The sequence below is a fragment of the Shewanella sp. cp20 genome, from assembly GCF_000832025.1.
Classification (GTDB): domain Bacteria; phylum Pseudomonadota; class Gammaproteobacteria; order Enterobacterales; family Shewanellaceae; genus Shewanella.
Genome location: NZ_JPII01000026.1, coordinates 63,807 through 85,869, shown reverse-complemented (window position 1 = coordinate 85,869; position 22,063 = coordinate 63,807). Strand labels below are relative to the sequence as shown.

The following is a 22,063-nucleotide window of genomic DNA, read 5'->3' as shown; positions in this document are numbered from 1 at the left end:
TCACCACTGGAACTTGTAGGATATTTCGATGGCAAACAGCGACCAGTCCTTGTCCTGCGCCGCCGGATTAGGCTTCAAGATAGGGGTCACCCAGGCGGCGCCGCTTACCTTGTGATATTCCGCCGCCACCATCCAATCTTTCGCCGGTAACCAGCGCATGCCAAGCGTCCAGTCGTGGGCATAGCCAAAGTAACCGGGCACCCCGCGCTCAACTAGCTTATCGCCGTCGGGATCGCTCTCATCAAGCACCTGATGATCGTAGCGAACAAACACCTCGACATCACTCGGCAGATAGCCACGGACATCCAGGTAATAGCCATACCCCCTCACCTCATAAATCCCCAATTCAGGGGGGACAAACACCCCGCCCACATAGCGGTCCCAGTGCAGATACTCGCCGGTAAATTCGAGGAAGTTTACCCGATACTGTGCCGACACTATCCAGTGCTTGGAACGCAGGCTGCCATCGCCGAAGGGACCGCCAAGATGGGATTGATAGCGACTCTCGGCATCGAAATAGGTGAGCCCCAGTCGCAGGCTATCGTCCTGATACTCGAGATCCGCCCCCCAATAGCCATCGGCATCGAAGTGGCCGAACTCCTCGGAGCCAACCACGTTGCGGGTCAGGTCGTCAGAGGTTTGCGCATCCCCCAGTGTCAGATGCCACTCGAGCGAGCCGTCGAAGACAGGATGGCCGCCAAATAGCTCGCCACCGGTAATATGTAGCAGGGCATCGCGAAGATAATCGCTGTATACCGACTGGGGCAACAAGATCCCCGGCCGGGTGAAGGAGACATCGCGGGTGCTGGTATAGAAACCTGCCTCACTCTTAAACAGGCCACCTCTGGCCCCCACATAGCCCTGATCTAAGATGAACTTATACTCGGCAAACAGGTAGTCGGCACTCAGTCCAGACTCATCCAGGTTGCCCCACTGACGGTAACGTGCGGCGCCCGCCACCCGAAAATGTTCATCGGGCACCCAGGAGAGATGCAGCGCCGCCTCGGTGACATCGAATGCATCTCCCGACTCGCCGACAATAAATTCGCTGCCATCTGCGGCAATATAACCCTGACCGACGAAGCCATTGACCTGCCACTGACCAACCTGCGCCAACACAGTGGAAGACGCACACAGAGCCAGTGATATCCCAATCGTTAAGGCCATCGGGCTTAGGCGTCTCAGACTTAAGTGACTAATGCTCGGCTTCATCTTGTCCTCCTTGACGCTCGACACCTATCTCGACGGCGACCTCACCGCCTCCGGACACATAACCTATGGCACCGGGCGTATTTGCCACCCTCTCTCGCATCTCCACCTCCGAGTCTAAGGTGATCGGCCGCTCGCCAACTCCGGAAAACACCAGACGATCCCAACGATGCCGCAGCACATAGGGCATAAGCTCCAATTGCTGATAGCAAAACTCTTGATGTATGGGGGAATCGCTGGGGAGGATGAAAACCTGGATCTTCTGGCCGTCAGGCCAATAGAGCTTCTGCATGGCGAAGATTAATTTAAGATCTTTCGGGGTAATATCTAAGCTCTCCACCGAGGCATTGACGATCACCTGAGCGGCAAATACATTCGCGCAACAAAGGCCCAAAAGGCACATCCATGTCGACAATCGCCGCATCCCCGCTCCTCTATCTCCTACCTACCCAGGTCATGCGCCAAATCTCACATAACAAAGGAAATTTATCGTCTGATGAGATATAGCTTAGGCAAGAATCGGCAAACTGGCATAATAAATGTTACTGATAATATAGAGGCTTGGGCTATAATTGCCGCAAATTCCCCTTTGGCCTGTGGTTACGCGTGTTATCTAATCCTTCTCAAGTCGTCCTAAGAAATATCGAACTGTTTGAATCAAAAAATGTTTTGCTCATCAATCATGAGTGCGATCTTCTGGCGACGACCCTGTTGGAACATGCCACAAAAGTCACCACTTTGGCCCTGGATTTCAACCACTATCAGCATGTGCAAGGCCATGAAAACGCCCGCCTGCAATGCCATTTCGGCCATAAGCTGCCATCGGCGCAAACTTTCGACGTCGTGCTGCTCTTCTATCCTAAGTCCAAGAGCCTTAGCCCCTACCTGCTCAACCTAGCCGGGCGCCATCTGATCCCCGGTGGCGATCTGGTGATCGTCGGCGAAAAGAAGGGCGGCATCCGCTCGATAGCCAAGCAAATGCCCGACTATTTCGACGCAGCCATCAAGCGTGACAATGCCCGTCACTGTATGCTCTATACCAGCACCTTGCAGAGCGAGGCACCCGAGATAAGCCTGAGCGATTGGGTCAAAACCTATTCGCTGAGTACACCACAGGGGGAGCTAACCATCTGCAACCTGGTCGGTGTCTTCAGCGAGAAGCGACTGGATGAGGGCACTGAGCTACTGTTACAGCATCTGCCTACGCTTGAGGGACGAGTACTCGACTTTGGCTGCGGCGCCGGGGTGATCACCGCAGCATTGCTCAAGGCCAATCCCGCCCTCGAACTCGAATGTGTCGACATCAACGCCATGGCCCTCGCCTCCTGTGAGCTAACCCTGGCGGCCAACGGCATGCAGGCCAAGGTCTATGCCTCCGATGGCTTAACGCAAACCCAAGGAATGTTCGACGCCATCATCTCCAACCCGCCATTTCACGATGGACTGGACAGCACCACAGAGATCGCGACCCGCTTCGTGCAGCAGAGCGAGGCCCAGCTCAAGTCTGGTGGGATCTGGCAGATAGTAGCCAACCGCCACTTGCCCTACAGTGACACCATAGCCCAGTTCTTCAAGACGGTGAATGTGACCGCCGAGAACAACAAATACAAGATCTACGCCAACCGCAAGGCATAAGTCGCTTAAAAACCACTGTTTAATCTGTTATTTATCGCCGGGGCCACCCGGCTTTTGTCGTACAAGATCTCATTTCAATCATGCGCTTCATCTGCATCATAAAATAGGGCTTCATAGGTCAAACTTTATGCTGTTATACTCGGGAGAATACTAACTAAAATAATAATTAACCTACGGAAACTTCTATGCTGGATCCTGGACTGATAGAACTGAGTAGTGACGGAAACTTAGCCGAATTTAAAGTCATTCCCAATACCCATGGCCCATTGACGGTGGACGCCATTCTCGAACTGCTCACCCTGCCCGAATTTTGCCAGCTTTGTCCCCGTAAGAATGTTATCGAAAAGGCCGTCGCTCAGGTCAACAAGGTGATCGGCCAGGACGATGGCCAGTATGAACTCTTCTTCGAGATCGCCGAGCGCCGCGACGCCGAGATCGCCATCAGCCTCAGCGACGACAAGATGAGCGCCGAGATGACGCTCACCGCCCCATGGGGTGGTAAGTCTCTGACACTGCAAGATATCTTAAGAGCCCTCAAGACAGAGCAGATCAGCATGGGGCTGAGCAAGGTCAAGATTGAAGCCCTGCTCGCCAAGCTACCGACCCTGGCACCGGGAGAGAGCTGCAGCGAGGTGTTCGCCCACGGCAAGCCCGCCATCAATGGCACCAACGCCATCGTCGAGCGCAAGGTACCTCTAGCGAGGGAGCGCCTGCTTCAGCCTCAGGAGCGCGCCGACGGCACGGTCGACATGCGCAACCTGGGTGAGATCATCATGGTCAAGCCCAACGACAAGTTGATGATTAAGATCCCCGCGACCGAAGGCACCAAGGGCTACAACGTTCAGGGTGAGCCTTTGCTACCGATCGCCGGTAAAGATCTCCAACTCACCGCAGGCACAGGCACAGAGCAACTGGAATCCGACCCCAATGTATTGGTCGCCACCGTCGCCGGCCAGCCGGTAGAGACCAAGAGTGGCATGCAGGTCGATGATGTGCTGCAGATAAAAGATGTGGATATCGGCTACGGCAATGTCGACTTCAAGGGCAGTGTCCTGGTTACCGGCGACGTACATGAAGGCATGGTGGTCAAATCCACCGGCGATATTACCGTGATGGGATTTGTCGACTCGGCTCAACTGATCGCCGATGGTGATATTACCGTCAGCAAGGGGGTAATTGGCCGCCAGCTCAAGGAAGATCAACTCTCTACCAAGCTCTCTGCCAAAGGGCAGATCTCGGCCCAGTTCGTCCAATACTCAGAGTTAAAGGCCGAAGGCGATATCCTGGTCACCAAGCAGCTACTGCACAGTCATACCCAGACCGCTGGGCACCTCATCGTCAGCGACGCCAATGGCCGCCGGGGCGATCTTGTGGGTGGTGTGGCCCAGGCCGACAAGGGCATCAAGGCGGTGATCATTGGTGCCACGGCCGGTACCCGCACCGAGGTCTTCTGCGCCATGAAGCACGGCGAGCTCAAAGAGGAACTCAAGCAGCTGGATCAGGGGATCAAACAGATGGTGGTGGCCAAGCTCAACATAGAGGCCAGCCTCAACAAGCTGCCCCCTAAGGCAGAGTGGCAGGACGACGCCCTCATGGTCGAGCAGGTCAAGGGGATGCTGGAAGAGAAGCGCCGCATCACCCAGGAGTGGTCCCGCGAGGAGCAGGAGTTCAACGCCATCGAGCAGGAAGTGGAACGCTACTATCAGGAGTACCGCATCGAGGCCTGCAAACACATCTTCGCCAACGTCGAGCTACATATCGGCCCCGCCTTTAATCGCACCCAGCGTGAGCACGGCCCCTGCATAGTGGTCAACGAAGGCCAGGAGATCAGCTTCGACTACAGCAATCGCAAGTGATCGCAATCTATTAGCAGATCAACGAGGCCCGGCAAAATTGTCGGGCCTCTTTTCTTTGCCATAACTTTACAGGCATAATCCCCGCCAGATAGCGGTAACGGATAACGGAAAACAAGTGGAACTACTGAGAATAGACTGTTTAGGCAAAGAGTTGCGCCTCGAAGGCTCGCTGGCGGGCTGGCAACAACTCTTCTGGGACAATCAACTGGTGTCGGTCAAAGAGGCCAGTGCCGATAATCAGGGACTGAGAAACCATGAGTTCGAGTTAAGCCGTCATAACCCTCAAGATCAATCGGTACAGAAGATCCCCCTCACCCTGGAAGTGGATCTCATCTGGCAACCCTTTAGCCTCAACTATCGCCTGCTGAGCGAAGATGCCGTGCTGAGCCAAGGTAGCCGTGACGCCAAAGACATTGAGCGTCAGACGCCCGTCACCCCGGTTAAGGCATCACAGAAACTGAGCCTGGTGGGCCTGGCCTCCCTGGGCTTTAAGCTACTCAAGAGCGCCAAGGTGATTAAGGTTGTGCTGGCCGGTGCCAGCGTCGCCGCCTATTCCTGGCTCTTCTCCTTCGAATTTGCCCTGGCGCTGATCGCCTGCCTCATGTTCCATGAGTACGGCCATATTCGCGCCATGAAGTATTTCGGCATGAAGACCAAGGGGATCTACCTCATCCCCTTCATGGGCGGGTTGGCGCTGAGCGACGAGAAGCTCAACACCCGCTGGCAGGATGTGGTGATCTCCATCATGGGGCCCACCTTCGGCCTCCTGATGTCGATAGCCTCCCTAGTCGCCTATTGGGTCACAGACAACCCACTGTTTGCCGGGCTCGCCGCCTTCAACGCCCTGCTGAACCTGTTCAACCTGCTGCCCATATTGCCCCTGGACGGCGGGCATATTCTCAAGAGCATCAGCTTCTCGATGAACAGTCTGATGGGGCTGATTGCCTGCGTGGCGGGTGCCGCCATCGGCGTCTTCATCAGCTACAGCCTGGGGCTGGCGCTACTGGGCTTCCTGCTCCTCATCGGCAGCCTGGAGATCGTCTTCGAATGGAAGACCCGCCATCAGAGTCATCTGCTGCCGCTGGACAGATACGGCCAGGTATTTTCAGCCATCTGGTACCTGCTGACCGTCGGTGCCCTGGTTGCCATCATCTGGTACCTGGCCGGCAGCGGCGACGACATGCTTGGCCTACCGCTCAAGATCTTGCAAAGCTAGTCCCCTAATCTTTGCATCATCATTTAAAATACTGCCTCGTTCTTTTAGATGAGAACCGAGGCAGGCAACCAGATCAACGAGACAATACAACATCCACATATGTCTCCCATTTGTAAGCCCCTCCAATCCATTAATCTGTCGAATCAAACAATATGAAATAGCTCTGAGACAACATGCCAAAAGCCTTCTTTCTAACCCTAAAAACACTCAAAAAAATATCCTCACCATCCTATCCCTCTTTCTTGTATACCTTTTCTTAGTTAACTTCTTACGACAGCGATTATCGCTTTCCCCTAAGATACTAAAAATTTTTCCAGGTGATCAGTTTTGCTTTTCAAGGTAAACTTCATATAAAAAACAGTACACACTATTAAATTAAGTAGCACTTTTTAATCTTTATTAGGGTAGATGCCAATCCAATACACAAATTTATCCATTAAATTTGTTGTCATCTCTATACCATGATAAAAATGAATAAATATCTCGAATTGCCTTCCCTCTATGAACATAGACAAACTCGATTATCAGTCACTAATCATTTTCGAATCCATAAGCCGTCACCTGAATGCCGGTTTGGTCGCTAACGAACTAGGCATAAGTATCTCCTCTGTTAGCCGCCATTTGGGCATCCTGCGCGACATTTTTAACGATGTGCTTTTCATTCGTCGAGCACAAGGATTTGTTTTATCGGATAAGGCTGTTCAACTCCTTCCTTATATCAAACAATTGCTACATGATTATCAGGTAATTAAACATAACCATATTCATTTCAACCCACTTACAGCAAAGGGTCACTTTAAGATCTACGCCTATAATGAATTTACCTATGTGATAAACAAGGTAATCAACCAACAAATATTACCTCAGGCGCCTAACTTAACCTTCGAAGTACGCACACTTTCCAGCGATTGTAGCCGCGCTATCGAGCATGGCGAAATAGATTTCGCTGTGGTTTATGAAAACTTTAAAGATCACAAAATAATTCACGAAATGTTATCACCGACGGAGGATCTTTTTTTAATAGCCAAGGAAGGACATGCGGTATTTTCAGAGGAGTTTACCTTAGAAAACTTATGTCAGTACGATTATTTCGCTATGGATAATTATAACGATCTAAGTCAGCCCTTAATTGCACAACTCGCCAAACAGCAGGGAATCGCTGTGAATGTAATCGGAGCTACCGATAATATTGCGGCACTCAGTCGCCATATCCTCGATAGCCGAGCTATTTCCATGAGCTGCAATGTTTTTACCCGTGAGTTTTGCGAAATTATCAAAGGGCTACGAACCGCCACTCTACCAAGCCAATTAACAGCGCATCTGCTGAAACAGATTAATGTCGGCCGCAGGGTTGGCAACTACCTAATCTCTTCTGAAATAAACCAATCAACGACTCATCACTGGCTCAAGCAACAGTTGTTTAATAACATTCGTGATGAGTGGTATCTAGCGATGAAGCGCTAAGAAGAAAAAACTCTATTTATCAATTAGGGATAAATAGAGTATCTAGGAAAAACCTTTGTTGCTAAGACAGGAGATGGGGGAAAGTATCCTATCCGAGTGATTGGCAACAAAGATAAGCCTAATAACAGATCACATCTAATCTGAGCTAAGCAACTATGAGCGTCATCTCACTTAAGACGACGCTCATATTGCAATTACACCTTGCGAATAGCTACCGGCACTCCATGTCTCGCGGTCGAACCAAAGGTCTTATCGCGGTAGAGACTGGCGCCCTTACGGCTAGGATCCACTATGTTAAACGGGTTAGGACAGATACCTGTGCCTCTCGATGGGATACCAGGTATAACCTGACCATCAACCTCAAGATCGCTAGCGCCAAAACACCAGTGGCCATAACCCATGCCCACCACTATGGTGTTACGAGCCACCGTCTTGTCAGCCTGTACAATTCCCTCGATATGTTTCCCTTTAGGAGACAACACCTGCACCCTATCACCATCCTTAATACCAAACTTGGCGGCATCATCCTCATGCAGATGGATATAGTTGGTCTCCCCCAGAGCAGTGATGCGTGGCAAGGCTACCGAATAGGGACTACGAAGATGCAGCTTGAACGTTGACAGATTAAATGGATACTCATTAGCCTTCCACAAATCTCGCAAAGCTGAACCATCCCAAAACCTGTCTACATCATAAACGGGCTGACCGTCGTTATATTCACCACTATAAGAGTCCTTCACCCGAGCAAGCGACTCGTTGTACACTTGGAACTGGGTATCCATACGCATCATGGGATTAAAGAACTCCCCTTCGTAGCGATCATCCACCCGCTCATAACGACCACCACGGGTTAGCATATATGCAGTCGGTCCCAGCTCCTCAGGCTTAAGTCTGGCCTTAAATAGCGGCAGTACACGATCAACGCTCGTAAAAGCAATATCCTCATCTGTAGGCGAAGGCAACACTGTGCCGGTATGGGCGATATTGGCAAATAGGGGAACATAAAAATCCGCTGGCGTGTGGATAGGTAGGTCTCGCCCTTCGGCATCCTTAAAAGCCTTATCACCAAATCCTGGTAGCCCTATAGCCTTACTGACATCGATCAGGAACTGCTCCATGTTGACCTCTTGACCCTGGGCGGTCTTGACGTTGCGCGAAGCTACCACAGGGACACAGGCTACATCACCAATAAATTCGCTTCCCCACATGCGTGAGTTGGCCCACTGCTCATACTGCAATGAGTCAGGCACTATATAGTCTGCGAAGACATTAGTCTCATTGATATAGGGATCGAGGGCGATGATCAACCCAAGCTGCTTAGGATCTTTGATAGACTCCTCCACCTGATCCTGCAGACCAGAGCAGCCATAGATAGGGTTGGTCGCCCAAGTGATCCATGCCTTGAATTGGAACGGGTTCTTATTCGCATGAGCCACCAGTAACTCGCCACTATTGTCCTGCACAAAGGTGTTGTTCCATGGCTGCTCTGCAGGGTAAGGATCTATCCCCTTAGCCAGCTTCTGCTGATACTCATGGCTCAGTTCATAGTCGCCAGAGCGCTCGGCATTAAAACCGGTCAGCGAGGTGTGTTCAAAATCCATCAGGTTATACAGAGGACCGTCATAGATATCATACATGGTAGCGTAGCCCACACCGCCCATGTGCATCATGCCGCCTTTAGCATTATGGGCACCCACCAGGGTCGCCAACATGATCATGGCAAAGGCGAATTGTCCGCCGTCTGAAGCATTACAGCCGGTATTAGTCTCAATAGCCACGCTGCGGCCATGGGAGGTAAATTCCTTGGCCAACTCCTCAATCTTGGCCACAGATATACCACAACGCTCGGAAAGTTGGCGCATAGAAGTTTCGTTGACCCGATGTTTAAGCAGTGAGAAGGCGGTCTCCACTTGAAGCTCAACACCATTGCCAATCGCCAGTGTTCCCTTGTAAAAGAGCTCAGCAAGCTGATCACTTTCACTGGTCACCAGCTTGCCTGTTGCCTTGTCGATCACCATCTTGACCTCGGCCTCGCCCACACCGCAGGCTTCGGCGGTGAGAAACTGGTTAAACAGTGGATGACCCGGCTCTTTGACCACCAGATAGGTGGCGTTGGTGTAGTTTATCTCACCAATTGCATCGGCGCAGGCCTGACTCGGCGCCTCCAAATAGGCTCGGCGATAGCGATCATGATTGATGATATACTGCATCATGGCAAACATCAGCGCGGTATCGCCGCCAGAGACAATTGGCAGCCACTCACCCTGGCTGTTATCCACTTCTGAGGTTAAGGAGCGTAAGATAGGATCGATTACTACATACTTAAAGTCAGGGCGATCGCTGCGGGCCTTGGCCAAACGACGCGAGCCCACGTTGAGACCGTTACCACTGAGTCCAGGGTTGGTACCGATGAAGATGGCAAACTTGGTCTCCTCATAATCCACCTGGGGCAAGGCCATCTCATCAACCGCATCGAAACAGCCCAAAGCACAGCCCGCCACCTGTTGGTGACCACAATAAGAGTCTTTATTGCCTATGTTGGGCGTTCCCCAGGACTCCTTAACAAAACGATGTAAAAAATCGGCCCTGGCCCCCTGTTCAGAAGAAGTAGAGACCAACAACTGATTTTTCACCGGCCCAAAATCCGGATAATTAGCATTTGCTAAAGCAGGGTTATCATGGATCGCCCTGAGTCCCTCGACCTTGCCCTCACCGAATAGATCACCGCCCTCTGTCACCTCTTTGAGTAGCTGCTCGTAGGAAATGCTTTGCCAGCGATTTTCACCACGCTTGCCCACTCGCTTTAGGCACTGAGTGATACGATGTTCATCCTCAAAAGCATCAGGCACTGCATTGCCGCGACCACACAAGGTCGCCCGATTGCTCTGACTCATACCGCTGACAGCGGAGAGCTGCAGCATCGCCTCCTTAGGTGGCGTCTCCATAGTAAAAGGCTGGCCCGCATTATTCGTCAGAGTATAAGGATTACCAACTGCGCGCAGCACCTTGTCTGTCTTGTTATCTATGCTGACCCTAGCACCACAGACGTTGAAACATCCAAAACACTTAGAAAAGGCAAAACGCTGCTCAGGATTTTCTACCAGTTGCTTGTCTTGATCAAAGTAATACTCCGGGGTCAGAGATGTCGGTGCATAGCGACTGATCTCGGCGTCATTCACGTTAGCCTTTGTCGCGGCCTTGGCACCCAAAGTGCCTGTTGTCATCACGGCGGCAACCGAACCCGCCTTTAAAAAATCTCTACGATCCATGCTGCTACCTCTGCCAGATTTGAGGAGAATTAATACTGTATGCAGTGTTGCTCTCGTCTTGGGTTAAGCCGATATAGAACACGTTAGGGGAGGTTTGCTTGCCGGCCTGCAACACCAGCGGCCTGTGTTGGCTTATCAATTTGGAAACTTCACTCTCGGGGTCATTGATGTCGCCAAAGACACGGGCTGCACCGGTACAGGTCTCGACACAGGCTGGTAGCAATCCTCGGCTGGTTCGCTGAATACAGAAGTTACATTTATCCACTGTGCCCGTTGCCGAGTGAGTGAAACGTACTCCATCGTAGGGGCAAGCCTGGATACAATAGTTACAACCGATACACAACTGTGAGTCCACCACCACGATGCCGTCCTCTTCGCGCTTAAAGGTGGCACCCGTCGGACAAACAGACACACAGGAGGGCTTGTCACAGTTGTTGCAGAGGATCGGCATATTAAACACATACTGCTTACCATTCAGATCCACGCTGTGTTGTGGCACCTGGGTTCTGTGCTCGTCAGGCAAGTTGCCGTTTTCTACCCCACAGGAGACTACGCAGGCCTTACAACCGTTGCAACGACCAAGATCGATCACCATAGCCAGACGCTTTTTGCCCTGACGACGAATGTCGGCGATCACAGGATCTGCTGGGATAAACATCATGCCTGTGGTAGCTATGGCGCCACCAGCCAGGAGTTTGAGTGTTCTTCTTCTATCTAGCATCTTTAGCTCCTAATAAGACTGACCGGCTAACAAGACCGAATAGCGTAAACAGAAGGCACCGACTAAGGTAAGTGCAGCAATACCGTACTCCTTAATGTGAGACACGCCACCCCTGCCCATGATGGAGGTAAGGTTGAGCAATAGCGGCAGCAACAAGCCAACTACAACGGCGCCGAGCCACCAAATCTTACCGGCTGATGTCGCCATACCAAGCAGGTTATCCAGGCCGTAAAACTTACTCACATTTGCTATGGCATAGACAAAGATACCCAACACAAACAGCTCAATAAGCATCACCAAGGAATCAGCCTTAGCAAAGCTATGATGTGGATCACTATGTTTTAACCAAGTGTTGATAACTAACACCACGGCGGCGCCAGAGGAGATGGCGGATACAAGGAAGATCACTACCAAGATGCTATTAGACCAGACAATGTTATGTTTAATATCGCCGATTAGTAGCGCTGTATAGGAGGCAACACAGACCGCAAAGATCAAATTGATCAGCGCATAGCGACGGCTCGAGAAGGTCTCTTGATTACGTCGCTTAAAGGAGATACAAAACAGCAGCGCGAAGATAATCGCTAAGGTTAGAAGCCAAGTACCTATACTCATCATGGAACTGGATTCAAAGGTCATAAACAGACGGTAGAAGCGTAGAAGCTTACTCATGTCGCCATTGAAGATGCCGTACTGGAAAGAGGTCAGGTCGAAGACGATCATCCCGGTCCCCAGCATCAAGAGTAACAAGCCCGAGATGGCGCTATACTTCGCCGTCGACCAGTGGTGGACGTGAACCACCTTTTCGGACAGAACCAGGGCACCACTGATAAACAAGGCCCCCGCCCCAGCACCGGCTAAGAACAGATAGGCTGCTACCAACAGCCCCCAATGCACTTCGCTCATAGACATTCCTTATTATTCTATATACCTCTTTATTCCAGCCGATTAATTCATTGGCATAGAACTAAAGAAATTCAAAACGATATATCACAGACCAAACGGGCGAAAATTGTTTTTCACCTTGGTCAAAATAATACAAACCAAAAAATAATAAATAAGGAGCCAGATCACACTAGTTATCAAACGTATCAACTGAATATCAAGACTTTGAATGAAGTGGTTATTTTTACTTTGTAAAAAAAACATTTACCAAGAAACAGAAAACATCCCCCAACAAAAAACAACAGCAAAATCAACTTAAAATCATACAGATAGAATAAAGAAAACTTTATAACCATACGAAACCCACTCTTCAAAACGCAAATTGCATTTTTAAAAAATCAAAAAAAACAAATCACATCACAAACAAAAAATATTCTAACAGCAGGCAATTATTTTATTTAAATCTATTTATTACAATCTACAAACCACAAATAAGTGGCAAGAAATAAGCGCCAAAATAAGTTGGCATTAATTTAACACAAGAATATTTTAAGGGTTGATAATGAATAAAGTAATACTCTCCTCTTGCGCCTTAGCTATCGCCTGCACCATGAGCCAACCTCTATTGGCCGAAGAAAGCCAGTTCGCTACCTCAGGCGTACTCATGGGACTAAGCAACTACCTGTGGCGCGGTCAGACTATCAGCGACAACAAGCCTACCCTGCAGGGCGACTTGATGGTGGAACATGGAAGTGGCTTCTATCTAGGCACCTCCTTCGAGACCTATCGCTATGAGGATGAAGGTAGCGTCTACAATGATTATGAAATTGATTACTACGGCGGTTACTACCAGATGCTCACCGAGGATCTAGGCCTGGGCTTCAACGCCATGAAATACACTTATGGGGCTGGCGGCTACAGCGTCGAGTATTCAGTCAGTCTCGACTATAAGGCACTTAATCTAATGGTAAACTATGACCAAGATGTAGAAGCTTGGTACACAGAAGTTAACTATGGCCTCGACCTTTTTAACGAGAGCCAGCTAACCGCCCATCTAGGTCTATTCACCGATGCAGAAAGTTATGAATATCTCGACAATGGTAAAGTAGCAGGCACCATCTATGACGTGGGGTTACGCTATCGCTACCCGCTCCTGACTCAATTGGATCTGATGTTAGAAGTCAGCTATCAGGAATTCGAACATGATCACTATATGGTTGGCCTTGCCTACAACTTCTAATTATCAGCAGTTAATCAGATAAAAATAAGCCAAAATGGAGCGCCGATGGCGCTCCAAAGTCTTAGGAGGGATTATTGCCGAGCAGCAATAAATTTCAGGCATAAAAAAACCTGCTATTAAGCAGGTTCTTATCTCTTCAAGAGAGGGTTGCATCAACAAGTTGGTACAGATGGCGAGACTTGAACTCGCACGGCCGTTAAGCCACTAGCACCTGAAGCTAGCGTGTCTACCAATTCCACCACATCTGCATCTTGTCTGTCTGATCTTACCGCTATTCTCTCAAGGAGAGCAACTGATAATGGTACCGAAGGACGGACTTGAACCGTCACTCCCGAAGGAAACGGATTTTGAATCCGTCGTGTCTACCAATTCCACCACTCCGGCTCATCAATCAGACCTTACTCTCTGTCTCGAGTAAGTGAACGGAATTATACCTTTGCTTTTACTAATGGCAAGCCTTTTGCGACAGCTTTATTACCGACTGCCGATTTTTCATCCTAAGCGCCTAAAACTCGGCACAATCGGGCTATTCACACGAGGAAATTTTGCCACCAGGCTCACAAAATTCTCAAAACGATGACAAGGCGTTATCAAATTGACAGCATTAATTGATCGAGATCAGCATTTCTCATATCCATTCGCGCTAATTTAGCTTGGACAACGATATAAACAGCTGCGAAAGAGGACTTCTCACATGGCATTTTGGTTAGATTTAATGTTTGGTAACCCCATTGGTCTGCTATCTATGATAGTTATCTTCACAACCATTGGCATAATGTCATACATCATGTGGTTGTTTATCTCGAAGTCGAAACCAGAATAGATAGGACCTCGAAGTCCACAAAATCATATTTCTAATGCAAATGGGGGCTGATGCCCCCACTTTTTTATCTATCGTTCGGTGTTTCCCACCAATTCCCCATAGGAGATCAGGCGGCGTGTTTGCGACTGGGCACCACACTATGAATAAAGTGGGGTCTGGCCTTGATCAGCAGCTGTAGCTGCTCGGGATTGGGTTCGCCCTGAGGCAGACGCAAGACCTGGCGATTGAGATGGGATCTTGCCTCCATGGCAATCTTAAAATCTGCGGTCGGGCCATGAATAGCGTATTGTTGCTTGTTACCCAGATACTGCAAGATGTTGGCCTCCAGCAGGCTCTGCACCGCCGCCTCATTCTCAGGCAGGGTCAGCACTGTCTCCCCTTGCAGGAAGAACTCTCTTAACAGGGCGCGCTCGGTCGGATCCAGCAGCCGCACCTTCTTCTCTATGGTCTCGGTGGTACGCTTGCCCTTGAGATGCTTGATCGCCTCATCGAGAAAATAGTTGGCCACCTGGGTCAGGAGATAGGCCGCGCCGATAATCAATCCCAGGCCGATAAAGTGGGCATATTGACTCACCAGCAGCTCTAGCCTCAGAGTCTGCATCAGAGAGGTGGGCGCAAAGAGTAAGGCGGCGCTGATCAGGGTCAGCCACAACATCAAATTGAAGATCACTTGCTTGGGACTCGTCTGTTTAAACAGCATCAGATTTAATTTTTCCATCTTGATACCTAGTGTCAAAAAACCTGCAGTAAGCAGAATAACTGCAAGTAAAATGCCAACCCGCAAAGCCACATAAAGACTTTACAAACATCATCTTGGCGACATTTTCATTCCTTTGCACGAGCAGAATATAAGAATCAGGCTATGCTTAAAGCTATGTGATCTGGACAGCGCACCTAACGTCAATTGTCGGCCGTGCTTATGGTGCTTGGGATAAGCGATACCATAAATGGCAAACCACACAGCTCAGCTACTCAAGAGTCCCATCGGCAGAAAACTCACCCTGTCGATCATCCTCTTCAGCTCCTTAATCACCCTGCTCACCACGGGCTTTCAGCTGGTCAACGACTATCGCAGCGACGTCAATCGCATCACCCGCCAATTCGACAGCATCGAGAAGGTCAATCTGGACGTGCTGGCAGCCAGCATCTGGGTGATCGACGAGCGCCTGATCAACACCCAGATCGACGGCCTGATCCAGCTGCCAGATATCACCTACATAGAGATAAACGACGACAGCGGCCAACACTGGCAGGCGGGCACGGCAACCCCGGAAAACACCATAGAGCGCAGCTTTAAACTGGTCTATGGCTCAGGTAACGAAAACATAGACGTTGGTACCCTGTTGGTGCAGGCGGATCTGAGAGTGGTATATGAGAAACTGCTCGATCGCGCCATCATCATACTCCTCTCCAACGCCATCAAGACCTTCATCGTCGCCGGTTTCATCCTCTTCCTGGTGTGGTTTCTGGTCACCCGCCACCTGCATAAGCTCAGCGACTACAGCCAAAACATCAACCTGGACGGCGAATTCGAGCCCCTGGTGTTCGTCAAGAACAGCCATAAGAATGACGAATTCTGGCTGGTTGCCAAGGCAATCAATGAGATGCAGCAGCAACTCAGGCGCTCCTTCGATGACATCAAGGCCTCCAAGCTAGAACTGCAAGAGGCCCTGGCGGATCGCGAGCGACTGCTGGAACTGGAACGCAGCTACAAGGATGAACTGGCGCGCCAAGTGAAGGAACGCACCCAGGAACTGGAACAATCCCTGCTGGTGCTTAAACGCGCCCAACAGGTACTGGTCGAACAGGAGAAGATGGCGGCGCTCGGCGGCCTGGTATCTGGCGTGGCCCACGAGATCAACACCCCTATCGGCATCTGCCTCACCGCCGCCAGCACCCAGCTGATCCATATCGAGGAGCTGATCAAGTTGATCCACAGCGAAAACGCGACCCTGGAGGAGATCAATGCCATCCTGGAGGAGTATCAACAAAGCTGCGAGTTGATCATCAGCAACATCACCCGCGCCAGCACCCTGATCCAGAAGTTCAAGACTATCGCCGCAGAGCAGAGCCTGGAAGACAAACGCAGCATCAACCTCAAACAGGGGCTAGAGGAGCACCATGAGTCGATGCATTTCATCTACGGCGACAAGCAGGCCGAGGTGGAATACCGGGTCGATCCCGACCTTAACATACTCACCAATCTCAGCCTGTTTAAGCAGATCGTCACCAACCTGGTGTCCAACGCCTATGCCCACGGCTTTAAGGATCGCAAGCAGGGGAAGATCAGGATAGACGCCGAGGTGGACGATGGCATGCTCAACATCCGCATTCAGGATGATGGGCCGGGGATCGGCAGCGAGGCCAGCAGTCATATCTTCGAACCCTTCTATACCACCACTCGCTCGGAGGGCGGCACCGGCCTGGGACTCTCCGCCGCCTTCAACGCCGTTACCCTGCTCAAGGGCAACATTCGCTATCGCGACGACGGCGAATTAGGCGGCGCCTGTTTCGAGGTGAGCTTTCCGGTTGAGGTCCTAGACAGCCCAGCCATCGAGCTCAACCTCTCCAACCAATCAGGCATTTAACCGCTTAACTGTCAGCCCTTTAGCTGCTTAGCCCCTTAACTGCTTAGCCGTTAAGCGGCAGATCGCCATGATCACCTCGGTCGCCTTCACCATAGACTCCAGGCAGATAAACTCATGCTTGCCATGGAAGTTGTGACCACCGGTAAACAGGTTAGGACAAGGCAGGCCCATATAGGAGAGACGACAGCCATCTGTGCCACCGCGAATGGGCTTGATCTTCGGCGTGATCCCCAGCTCACCCATCGCCTGCTTGGCGATATCGACAATATGGGGATGCGGGATCAACTGATCGCGCATATTGTAATAGCTGTCTGTGATGCTGACCGTTAGCGAGCCCTGGTGCAGCTGGGCATTACAGGCCTCGACCCGTTCGGTGAGCCAGCGCTTACGCTGCTCGAACTGATCCAGATCGAAATCGCGAATGATATAGGTAAGCTGCGCCTCTTCGGTAACCCCTTTCATCTCAGCCAGGTGGAAGAAACCGGCGTAGTCCTGGCTGTTCTCTGGAGTATCGCCAAGGGGCATCTTGGCATGAAATCGCGCCGCCATAGTCTGGGCATTCACCATGACACCATAGGCGGAGCCAGGATGGCAGTTGTTTCCCTTGGCCGTCACCACGGCCGTGGCGGCATTAAAGTTCTCGAACTCCAGGCCCCCTAGCTCGCCACCATCCACAGTATAGGCCCACTCGGCCTTGAAGGTCTCAAAGTCAAACTTATCGGCGCCGCGGCCTATCTCCTCATCGGGGGTGAAACAGAGATAGATATCGCCATGAAGGCTACCCGGCTCTTGCATCAGGGTCGATAGTGCGGTGACTATTTCGGCGATCCCCGCCTTATCGTCGGCGCCCAGCAGGCTTGTGCCATCCGTGGTGATCAGCGTCTGACCCAGATACTGATCTAACTCGGGAAACTCCTTGGGGGAGAGCCGGTTCAGCTCACCAAGGGGGATATCGCCGCCATCATAGTTCTCAATCAGTTGAGGGCGCACATTGGCGCCGCTAAAGTCCGGCGCCGTGTCCAGATGGGCGATAAAGCCGATGGGGGGAACCCCTTCGACCGTCGCGGGCACCAGGGCGGTCAGATAACCCGTAGAAGATAGCGCCACCTGACTGAAGCCTAACTTGATCAGCTCCTCTCTGAGTTGATCCGCCAGCGCCAGCTGTCCCGGCGTACTGGGGCAACCTGTCTGACTCGCATCAGACTGAGTATCAAATTGCACATAGCGTAAGAATCGATTTAACAGGGCCTGTTTCATAATCAATCACCAGCAAAAAAAGTCGACTGAGTCTAACAAGTGACCCCAAGGTGACTTTAGACTTAAATCAAGTTTTTGGTGATTTACGCCTCAGGCCAGCAGGCGATTGGGTTCACGCCCTGGCGGCAAGCTTAGTGAGCACACGACTCACGGCGGTAAAGCCAAAGCTGCCGGTGACCACGGTCACGGCGCCAAAGCCCGAGGCACAATCCATGCGCATACTGCCCTCGGCCGTGGCCTTGACATTACAGACGCTGCCATCGGCCTGAGGATAGACCAGCTGCTCGGTGGAGAACACTGCCTCTATGCTAAAGCGGCGCTGTACATTCTTAGAGAAGTTGTATTCACGGCGCAGCAGGTTACGTACCTTGGCCAGCAGAGGATCTTGATAGGTCTTGGCCAGATCCGCTACCTGGATCTGGGTCGGATCTGTCTGGCCGCCGGCGCCCCCTACCGTCACGATAGGCAGCTTCTGGCGTTTACAGTGGGCGATCATCGCCGCCTTAGGCTTGACCGCATCGATACAGTCCACCACATAGTCCAGGCTACCGCCCTGCTTGCGACCACTAAAATAGTCATGCAGGTTGTCTGTGGTGATGAAATCTTCCACCTGGTTCACCCGGCACTCAGGGTTGATCTGCATGATACGCTCGGCCATCACCGCCACCTTAGACTCGCCAATTGTCTCCTTGAGGGCGTGCAGCTGGCGATTGGTGTTGGTCACACAGATATCGTCGAGATCGATCAGGGTGATCTCACCGATGCCGCTACGGGCCAGCGCCTCGGCCACCCAGGTACCTACTCCGCCAATGCCGACTACAGCCACGTGGGACTGCGCAAATCGGGTCAGCGCCTTGGCACCATAAAGGCGGCCAATACCGGCAAAGCGATTGAGATAGGCATCAGAGAGTTCAATTTGGCTCAAGGTGGGCTCCGAGTAAGATAACTAAAAACCCGCCGATTTTACCGCAATCCCTGGCAAAATCCTAAAAAGAAAAAATGCGACAAGTGTTACACCTATGGGGCGATTGCAGCAACTTGGCAAGTAGAGGGTGACGCAGCGTAAAGACCAAATTAACCCACTGTTTTTAAATGTAAAACAACATGATAAAACTCACGTAAAACCAATGATTTGCGACACAGATCACATCTCAAACTTGCACTTCTGGGCACACTGACGCCGCAACACAGCAATGCGGCCAAGAAAGCTCCCTCTGGGCCCGTGACTCTCGTTAGCTAAAAATTCAAAGGCCCTCTTCGAGATGGGCATAATCGCTACAGGAAGATGACAATGAAAAAATCTGTTCTATCGGCAAGCATTTTCGCCACGTTCGCAGCCACCTCATTCACGGCACTCGCCGACGGTCCTCAGTTCTACGGCCATGCCGATCTTGCCTTGACTCACTCAGATAACGGCATCGCGACCCAGAATCAGAAAGATGGCACCATCATAGAGAACAACTTCTCTTGGTTAGGGGTGAAGGGCAGCGAGAAAGTCAGCGATGGTCTGGAAGTGATCTACCAGATGGAATTTGGCGTCAGCAACTACGACAACTCCGGCGACACCTTTAACGCCCGTAATACCTACCTTGGTTTAAAAAGTGTTGCCGGTACGGCACTCATTGGTCGTAACGACACTGTGTTCAAGTCTGCTGAAGGCGGTTTCGACCTATTTGGCAACACCAACTCAGACATAGATCTACTGGCTGCCGGCCAGTCGCGTAAGGCTGATGGTATCACTTACTACTCGCCAAAGATTGCCGACCTCTTGACCCTAAACGCGACATACCTAGTTGAAGACAACTATGTCACCTATGATGGTGATGAGCGCGTCTCTCCAGATAGCATGTATGCCCTAAGCGCAACCATCGGCGATAAGGCACTCAAGGCGCAGAACTACTATGTTGCCGCAGCCTATAACGAAAATATCGATGACGTTAAGGCCTATCGTGGTGTGGCTCAAGTCAAATTCGGTAACTTCATCGTTGGCGGCCTCTATCAGAACAGTGAACATATTGACGCCAAATATGCCAACCTAGAGGGTGATACCTACTTCGTTAACGCCGCATACGTGCTGGGCAATGTAAAGATCAAGGCCATGTATGGTAGTGACGACTCAGGCCTAGGTAAATATGTCAGCCGTTTCGTGGGTAATGCCGATGGCGCTGGCATGGAAACCGTATCAGACTTGACTTACAACAGTTCAGCATTGGCGCCGATTACCGCATCAGCAAGAGCACAATGTTTTATGGTCACTACACTAAATATGATGGCGACCTGAAACTGGCCGGCGCCAAGCAGGATCTGGGTGACGATATTGTCACTATCGGCATGCGTTTCGACTTCTAATACCAACCTCAGGCAAGTATGCGCTCAGAAATAGCGCAGGAAAAATGCTTGCGAACAAAGCAGGATTTTTAGATAAATCGTTATCTGCTGGTAAGAGGCGGCCACTGGCCGCCTTTTTTAGTGATAATCGCCACTCAATCTCAGTTGCCGCACAAAAGATTCAATGACCTGCTGGCGCGTCAATCGCTCGCGGAAAACCGATTATAGAATATGGCGATTAACCATCCTATAAGACCGGCGACCAGCGCCCAGACGATGCCGCCAAGCACAAATCCACTGAAGGTTAGCTGCCACCCCATAGTCTGCCAGTCGGTATGCAACATATGCCCCGTCATGTCAGACATCATCATGGGCATGGCCACAACCAAGAGGGAACAGACTATCCAGGCTAAGGCGAAGGCAAGTGCGCAGGCAAAGGCAAATGCCGCTTCATTTAATTTCATTTAACCCTCCTATCGCCTCTTAGATGATCGAGGCGTCAGTCGACCCCAGCTTGATGCATTCAGTCCATAAAACATCAGGCTTAAAGGCTCGACCTTGCTATAACACGTCAGTGATGACCACCGCCATCTTCCTCATCTCTGGCCGTCAGGATCTGATATTGCTCTGGCGTCAGCTCGGGCAAACGCTCGAGGAAGGCCACCATATTCCAGATCCTTTCATCCTCATGTGTGGGTCCCCAGGCCGGCATCCCAGAGGCTTTGATGCCATGTTTGATGATCCAAAAGTGCTCTCGCCGCCTCTGCGCAATATCCGCCTCACCCCCGGATGCTGAACGGGTCAGGTTGGGCGGCGCAGGATAGAGTCCCTGAGTGAAATCACTCTGCGCACGTCCCGGCCTGAGGTGACACCCAGAACACATCTCGTTGTAATCGGGACCACCCGCCAACAATCGAGACGGTGTTGCTATATCGACGGGCACAGGGATCGCCTTGGCGGCACGCGCCACCGAGTTTTCCCTCAGGGTTTCCAAGGCCCAGTAGGTCAACTTATTATGGGGCGTATCGGCACCTATGGGATAAAGACCTGAGTACAGATACCCGCCCAGAATCACCACGCCCAACAGCACTATCACCACTAGCGTCTTTACATAAACCATTAATCTCACTTCTATTGTTCTCCTCTGCCTATTCGGTTTGCCTCGACGCTAAATCTGATATCCGATTACCCGTGTGAATGACCCTTGTCATGCTGCTCCATCTTGTGGTGATCGTCTTTTTCCTGCTGCTCCTTCATGCACTTTTTCCTCAACGCCTGCATCACGGGGTCGTCCATATCCATCTGATGCTGATCTATATGCATATCCTCCTTATTCATGTGCATCTGGCTTTGATCCTTATGCATCTGATCCTGATTCATGTGCATCTGACTCTGATCCTTATGCATCTGGTCCTGATTCATATGCATCTGGCTCTGGTCCATTTGCATTATGCTGCTGCAGTCTGGCTGCTCGTCTTTTGTCATATGTTCCTTAGGATCATGGGCCTGCACCGACAATGACAACAAGAGCGCCGACACGGCGACCAGGGAAGTTTGTATACTCGTTTTCAT

At 51.1% G+C, this 22,063-nt stretch carries 18 protein-coding genes, 2 tRNA genes and 1 pseudogene; 8 read left to right on the top strand and 13 right to left on the bottom strand.

What is annotated here, in order from left to right:
- Together DB48_RS09220 and DB48_RS09215 are read right to left on the bottom strand one after the other, a co-directional pair.
- Complete coding sequence (locus tag DB48_RS09220; RefSeq protein ID WP_082035614.1) at window positions 1–1,212, bottom strand: hypothetical protein; 1,212 nt, start codon at window positions 1,210–1,212, stop codon at window positions 1–3.
- A complete protein-coding gene (locus tag DB48_RS09215; protein WP_235375375.1) occupies window positions 1,196–1,612 on the bottom strand; it encodes a hypothetical protein in 417 nt (138 codons plus the stop codon). The genes DB48_RS09220 and DB48_RS09215 overlap by 17 nt, the downstream gene beginning before the upstream one ends.
- A gap of 203 nt (window positions 1,613–1,815) precedes the next feature.
- Between DB48_RS09215 and DB48_RS09210 the strand changes: the two genes are divergently transcribed.
- The 4 genes from DB48_RS09210 (at window position 1,816) to DB48_RS09195 (ending at window position 7,380) form a co-directional block, all read left to right on the top strand.
- On the top strand, window positions 1,816–2,844 hold the full coding sequence (locus DB48_RS09210) for a class I SAM-dependent methyltransferase (protein WP_041510070.1): 1,029 nt from the start codon (window positions 1,816–1,818) through the stop codon (window positions 2,842–2,844).
- A gap of 185 nt (window positions 2,845–3,029) precedes the next feature.
- On the top strand, window positions 3,030–4,700 hold the full coding sequence (locus DB48_RS09205) for a DUF342 domain-containing protein (protein ID WP_041509996.1): 1,671 nt from the start codon (window positions 3,030–3,032) through the stop codon (window positions 4,698–4,700).
- Window positions 4,701–4,815: 115 nt separating this feature from the next.
- On the top strand, window positions 4,816–5,916 hold the full coding sequence (locus DB48_RS09200; protein ID WP_041509995.1) for a site-2 protease family protein: 1,101 nt from the start codon (window positions 4,816–4,818) through the stop codon (window positions 5,914–5,916).
- Between the two features lie 501 nt (window positions 5,917–6,417).
- Window positions 6,418–7,380: a LysR family transcriptional regulator gene (locus tag DB48_RS09195; protein WP_041509994.1), complete on the top strand. Its 963-nt coding sequence runs from the start codon at window positions 6,418–6,420 to the stop codon at window positions 7,378–7,380.
- A gap of 194 nt (window positions 7,381–7,574) precedes the next feature.
- Here the strand turns inward: DB48_RS09195 and DB48_RS09190 are convergent, their stop codons facing one another.
- From DB48_RS09190 to nrfD, 3 genes are read right to left on the bottom strand one after another with little or no spacing between them, the layout of a single operon-like run.
- A complete protein-coding gene (locus DB48_RS09190; protein ID WP_041509993.1) occupies window positions 7,575–10,649 on the bottom strand; it encodes a molybdopterin dinucleotide binding domain-containing protein in 3,075 nt (1,024 codons plus the stop codon).
- Between the two features lie 4 nt (window positions 10,650–10,653).
- Window positions 10,654–11,370 (bottom strand): 4Fe-4S dicluster domain-containing protein, encoded by a 717-nt coding sequence (locus DB48_RS09185; protein ID WP_041509992.1) that lies wholly within the window; start codon window positions 11,368–11,370, stop codon window positions 10,654–10,656.
- A 9-nt stretch (window positions 11,371–11,379) separates the two neighbouring features.
- Window positions 11,380–12,276: an NrfD/PsrC family molybdoenzyme membrane anchor subunit gene (gene nrfD / locus DB48_RS09180; RefSeq protein WP_041509991.1), complete on the bottom strand. Its 897-nt coding sequence runs from the start codon at window positions 12,274–12,276 to the stop codon at window positions 11,380–11,382.
- A gap of 541 nt (window positions 12,277–12,817) precedes the next feature.
- On the opposite strand from nrfD, the gene DB48_RS09175 reads away from it, so the two are divergent.
- Window positions 12,818–13,495, top strand: a complete 678-nt coding sequence (locus DB48_RS09175; RefSeq protein WP_041509990.1) for a TorF family putative porin — start codon at window positions 12,818–12,820, stop codon at window positions 13,493–13,495.
- Window positions 13,496–13,656: 161 nt separating this feature from the next.
- Here DB48_RS09175 and DB48_RS09170 read toward each other — a convergent pair.
- A tRNA-Leu gene (locus DB48_RS09170) sits at window positions 13,657–13,743 on the bottom strand.
- 51 nt (window positions 13,744–13,794) lie between these two features.
- Window positions 13,795–13,879: transfer RNA gene (locus DB48_RS09165), tRNA-Leu, on the bottom strand.
- Window positions 13,880–14,189: 310 nt separating this feature from the next.
- Between DB48_RS09165 and DB48_RS19890 the strand changes: the two genes are divergently transcribed.
- The gene (locus tag DB48_RS19890; RefSeq protein ID WP_011867043.1) at window positions 14,190–14,318 is read left to right on the top strand and encodes a DUF3149 domain-containing protein; all 129 of its coding nucleotides are present in this window, start codon (window positions 14,190–14,192) and stop codon (window positions 14,316–14,318) included.
- Between the two features lie 106 nt (window positions 14,319–14,424).
- Here the strand turns inward: DB48_RS19890 and DB48_RS09160 are convergent, their stop codons facing one another.
- Complete coding sequence (locus DB48_RS09160) at window positions 14,425–15,036, bottom strand: superinfection exclusion B family protein (protein ID WP_041510069.1); 612 nt, start codon at window positions 15,034–15,036, stop codon at window positions 14,425–14,427.
- A gap of 229 nt (window positions 15,037–15,265) precedes the next feature.
- Between DB48_RS09160 and DB48_RS09155 the strand changes: the two genes are divergently transcribed.
- Window positions 15,266–16,906 carry a sensor histidine kinase gene (locus DB48_RS09155; RefSeq protein ID WP_041509989.1) on the top strand — a complete coding sequence of 547 codons (1,641 nt, stop codon included), beginning with the start codon at window positions 15,266–15,268 and terminating at the stop codon, window positions 16,904–16,906.
- A 27-nt stretch (window positions 16,907–16,933) separates the two neighbouring features.
- On the opposite strand, the gene pepT is transcribed toward DB48_RS09155, so the two are convergent.
- Window positions 16,934–18,163: a peptidase T gene (gene pepT / locus DB48_RS09150; protein WP_041509988.1), complete on the bottom strand. Its 1,230-nt coding sequence runs from the start codon at window positions 18,161–18,163 to the stop codon at window positions 16,934–16,936.
- A gap of 112 nt (window positions 18,164–18,275) precedes the next feature.
- Window positions 18,276–19,088, bottom strand: coding sequence for a tRNA cyclic N6-threonylcarbamoyladenosine(37) synthase TcdA (gene tcdA, locus DB48_RS09145; protein ID WP_041509987.1), 813 nt, complete (start codon window positions 19,086–19,088; stop codon window positions 18,276–18,278).
- 366 nt (window positions 19,089–19,454) lie between these two features.
- On the opposite strand from tcdA, the pseudogene DB48_RS09140 reads away from it, so the two are divergent.
- Window positions 19,455–20,512: pseudogene (locus DB48_RS09140) on the top strand (porin).
- 179 nt (window positions 20,513–20,691) lie between these two features.
- Here DB48_RS09140 and DB48_RS09135 read toward each other — a convergent pair.
- The 3 genes from DB48_RS09135 to DB48_RS09125 form a co-directional block, all read right to left on the bottom strand.
- The gene (locus DB48_RS09135) at window positions 20,692–20,955 is read right to left on the bottom strand and encodes a DUF5676 family membrane protein (RefSeq protein WP_041509986.1); all 264 of its coding nucleotides are present in this window, start codon (window positions 20,953–20,955) and stop codon (window positions 20,692–20,694) included.
- Between the two features lie 107 nt (window positions 20,956–21,062).
- Window positions 21,063–21,611, bottom strand: coding sequence for a c-type cytochrome (locus DB48_RS09130; RefSeq protein ID WP_041509985.1), 549 nt, complete (start codon window positions 21,609–21,611; stop codon window positions 21,063–21,065).
- 65 nt (window positions 21,612–21,676) lie between these two features.
- On the bottom strand, window positions 21,677–22,063 hold the full coding sequence (locus DB48_RS09125) for a hypothetical protein (RefSeq protein WP_052813729.1): 387 nt from the start codon (window positions 22,061–22,063) through the stop codon (window positions 21,677–21,679).

Bases quoted from the DNA above. Each gene is read 5' to 3' on its own strand.
- DB48_RS09155 (WP_041509989.1), top strand. From the start codon at position 15,266: ATGGCAAACCACACAGCTCAGCTACTCAAGAGTCCCATCGGCAGAAAA.
- pepT (WP_041509988.1), bottom strand. From the start codon at position 18,163: ATGAAACAGGCCCTGTTAAATCGATTCTTACGCTATGTGCAATTTGAT.
- DB48_RS09195 (WP_041509994.1), top strand. From the start codon at position 6,418: ATGAACATAGACAAACTCGATTATCAGTCACTAATCATTTTCGAATCC.
- DB48_RS09125 (WP_052813729.1), bottom strand. From the start codon at position 22,063: ATGAAAACGAGTATACAAACTTCCCTGGTCGCCGTGTCGGCGCTCTTG.
- DB48_RS09190 (WP_041509993.1), bottom strand. From the start codon at position 10,649: ATGGATCGTAGAGATTTTTTAAAGGCGGGTTCGGTTGCCGCCGTGATG.
- DB48_RS09175 (WP_041509990.1), top strand. From the start codon at position 12,818: ATGAATAAAGTAATACTCTCCTCTTGCGCCTTAGCTATCGCCTGCACC.
- nrfD (WP_041509991.1), bottom strand. From the start codon at position 12,276: ATGAGCGAAGTGCATTGGGGGCTGTTGGTAGCAGCCTATCTGTTCTTA.
- DB48_RS09215 (WP_235375375.1), bottom strand. From the start codon at position 1,612: ATGTGCCTTTTGGGCCTTTGTTGCGCGAATGTATTTGCCGCTCAGGTG.
- DB48_RS09135 (WP_041509986.1), bottom strand. From the start codon at position 20,955: ATGAAATTAAATGAAGCGGCATTTGCCTTTGCCTGCGCACTTGCCTTC.
- DB48_RS09185 (WP_041509992.1), bottom strand. From the start codon at position 11,370: ATGCTAGATAGAAGAAGAACACTCAAACTCCTGGCTGGTGGCGCCATA.
- DB48_RS19890 (WP_011867043.1), top strand. From the start codon at position 14,190: ATGGCATTTTGGTTAGATTTAATGTTTGGTAACCCCATTGGTCTGCTA.
- DB48_RS09220 (WP_082035614.1), bottom strand. From the start codon at position 1,212: ATGAAGCCGAGCATTAGTCACTTAAGTCTGAGACGCCTAAGCCCGATG.
- DB48_RS09160 (WP_041510069.1), bottom strand. From the start codon at position 15,036: ATGGAAAAATTAAATCTGATGCTGTTTAAACAGACGAGTCCCAAGCAA.
- DB48_RS09205 (WP_041509996.1), top strand. From the start codon at position 3,030: ATGCTGGATCCTGGACTGATAGAACTGAGTAGTGACGGAAACTTAGCC.
- DB48_RS09130 (WP_041509985.1), bottom strand. From the start codon at position 21,611: ATGGTTTATGTAAAGACGCTAGTGGTGATAGTGCTGTTGGGCGTGGTG.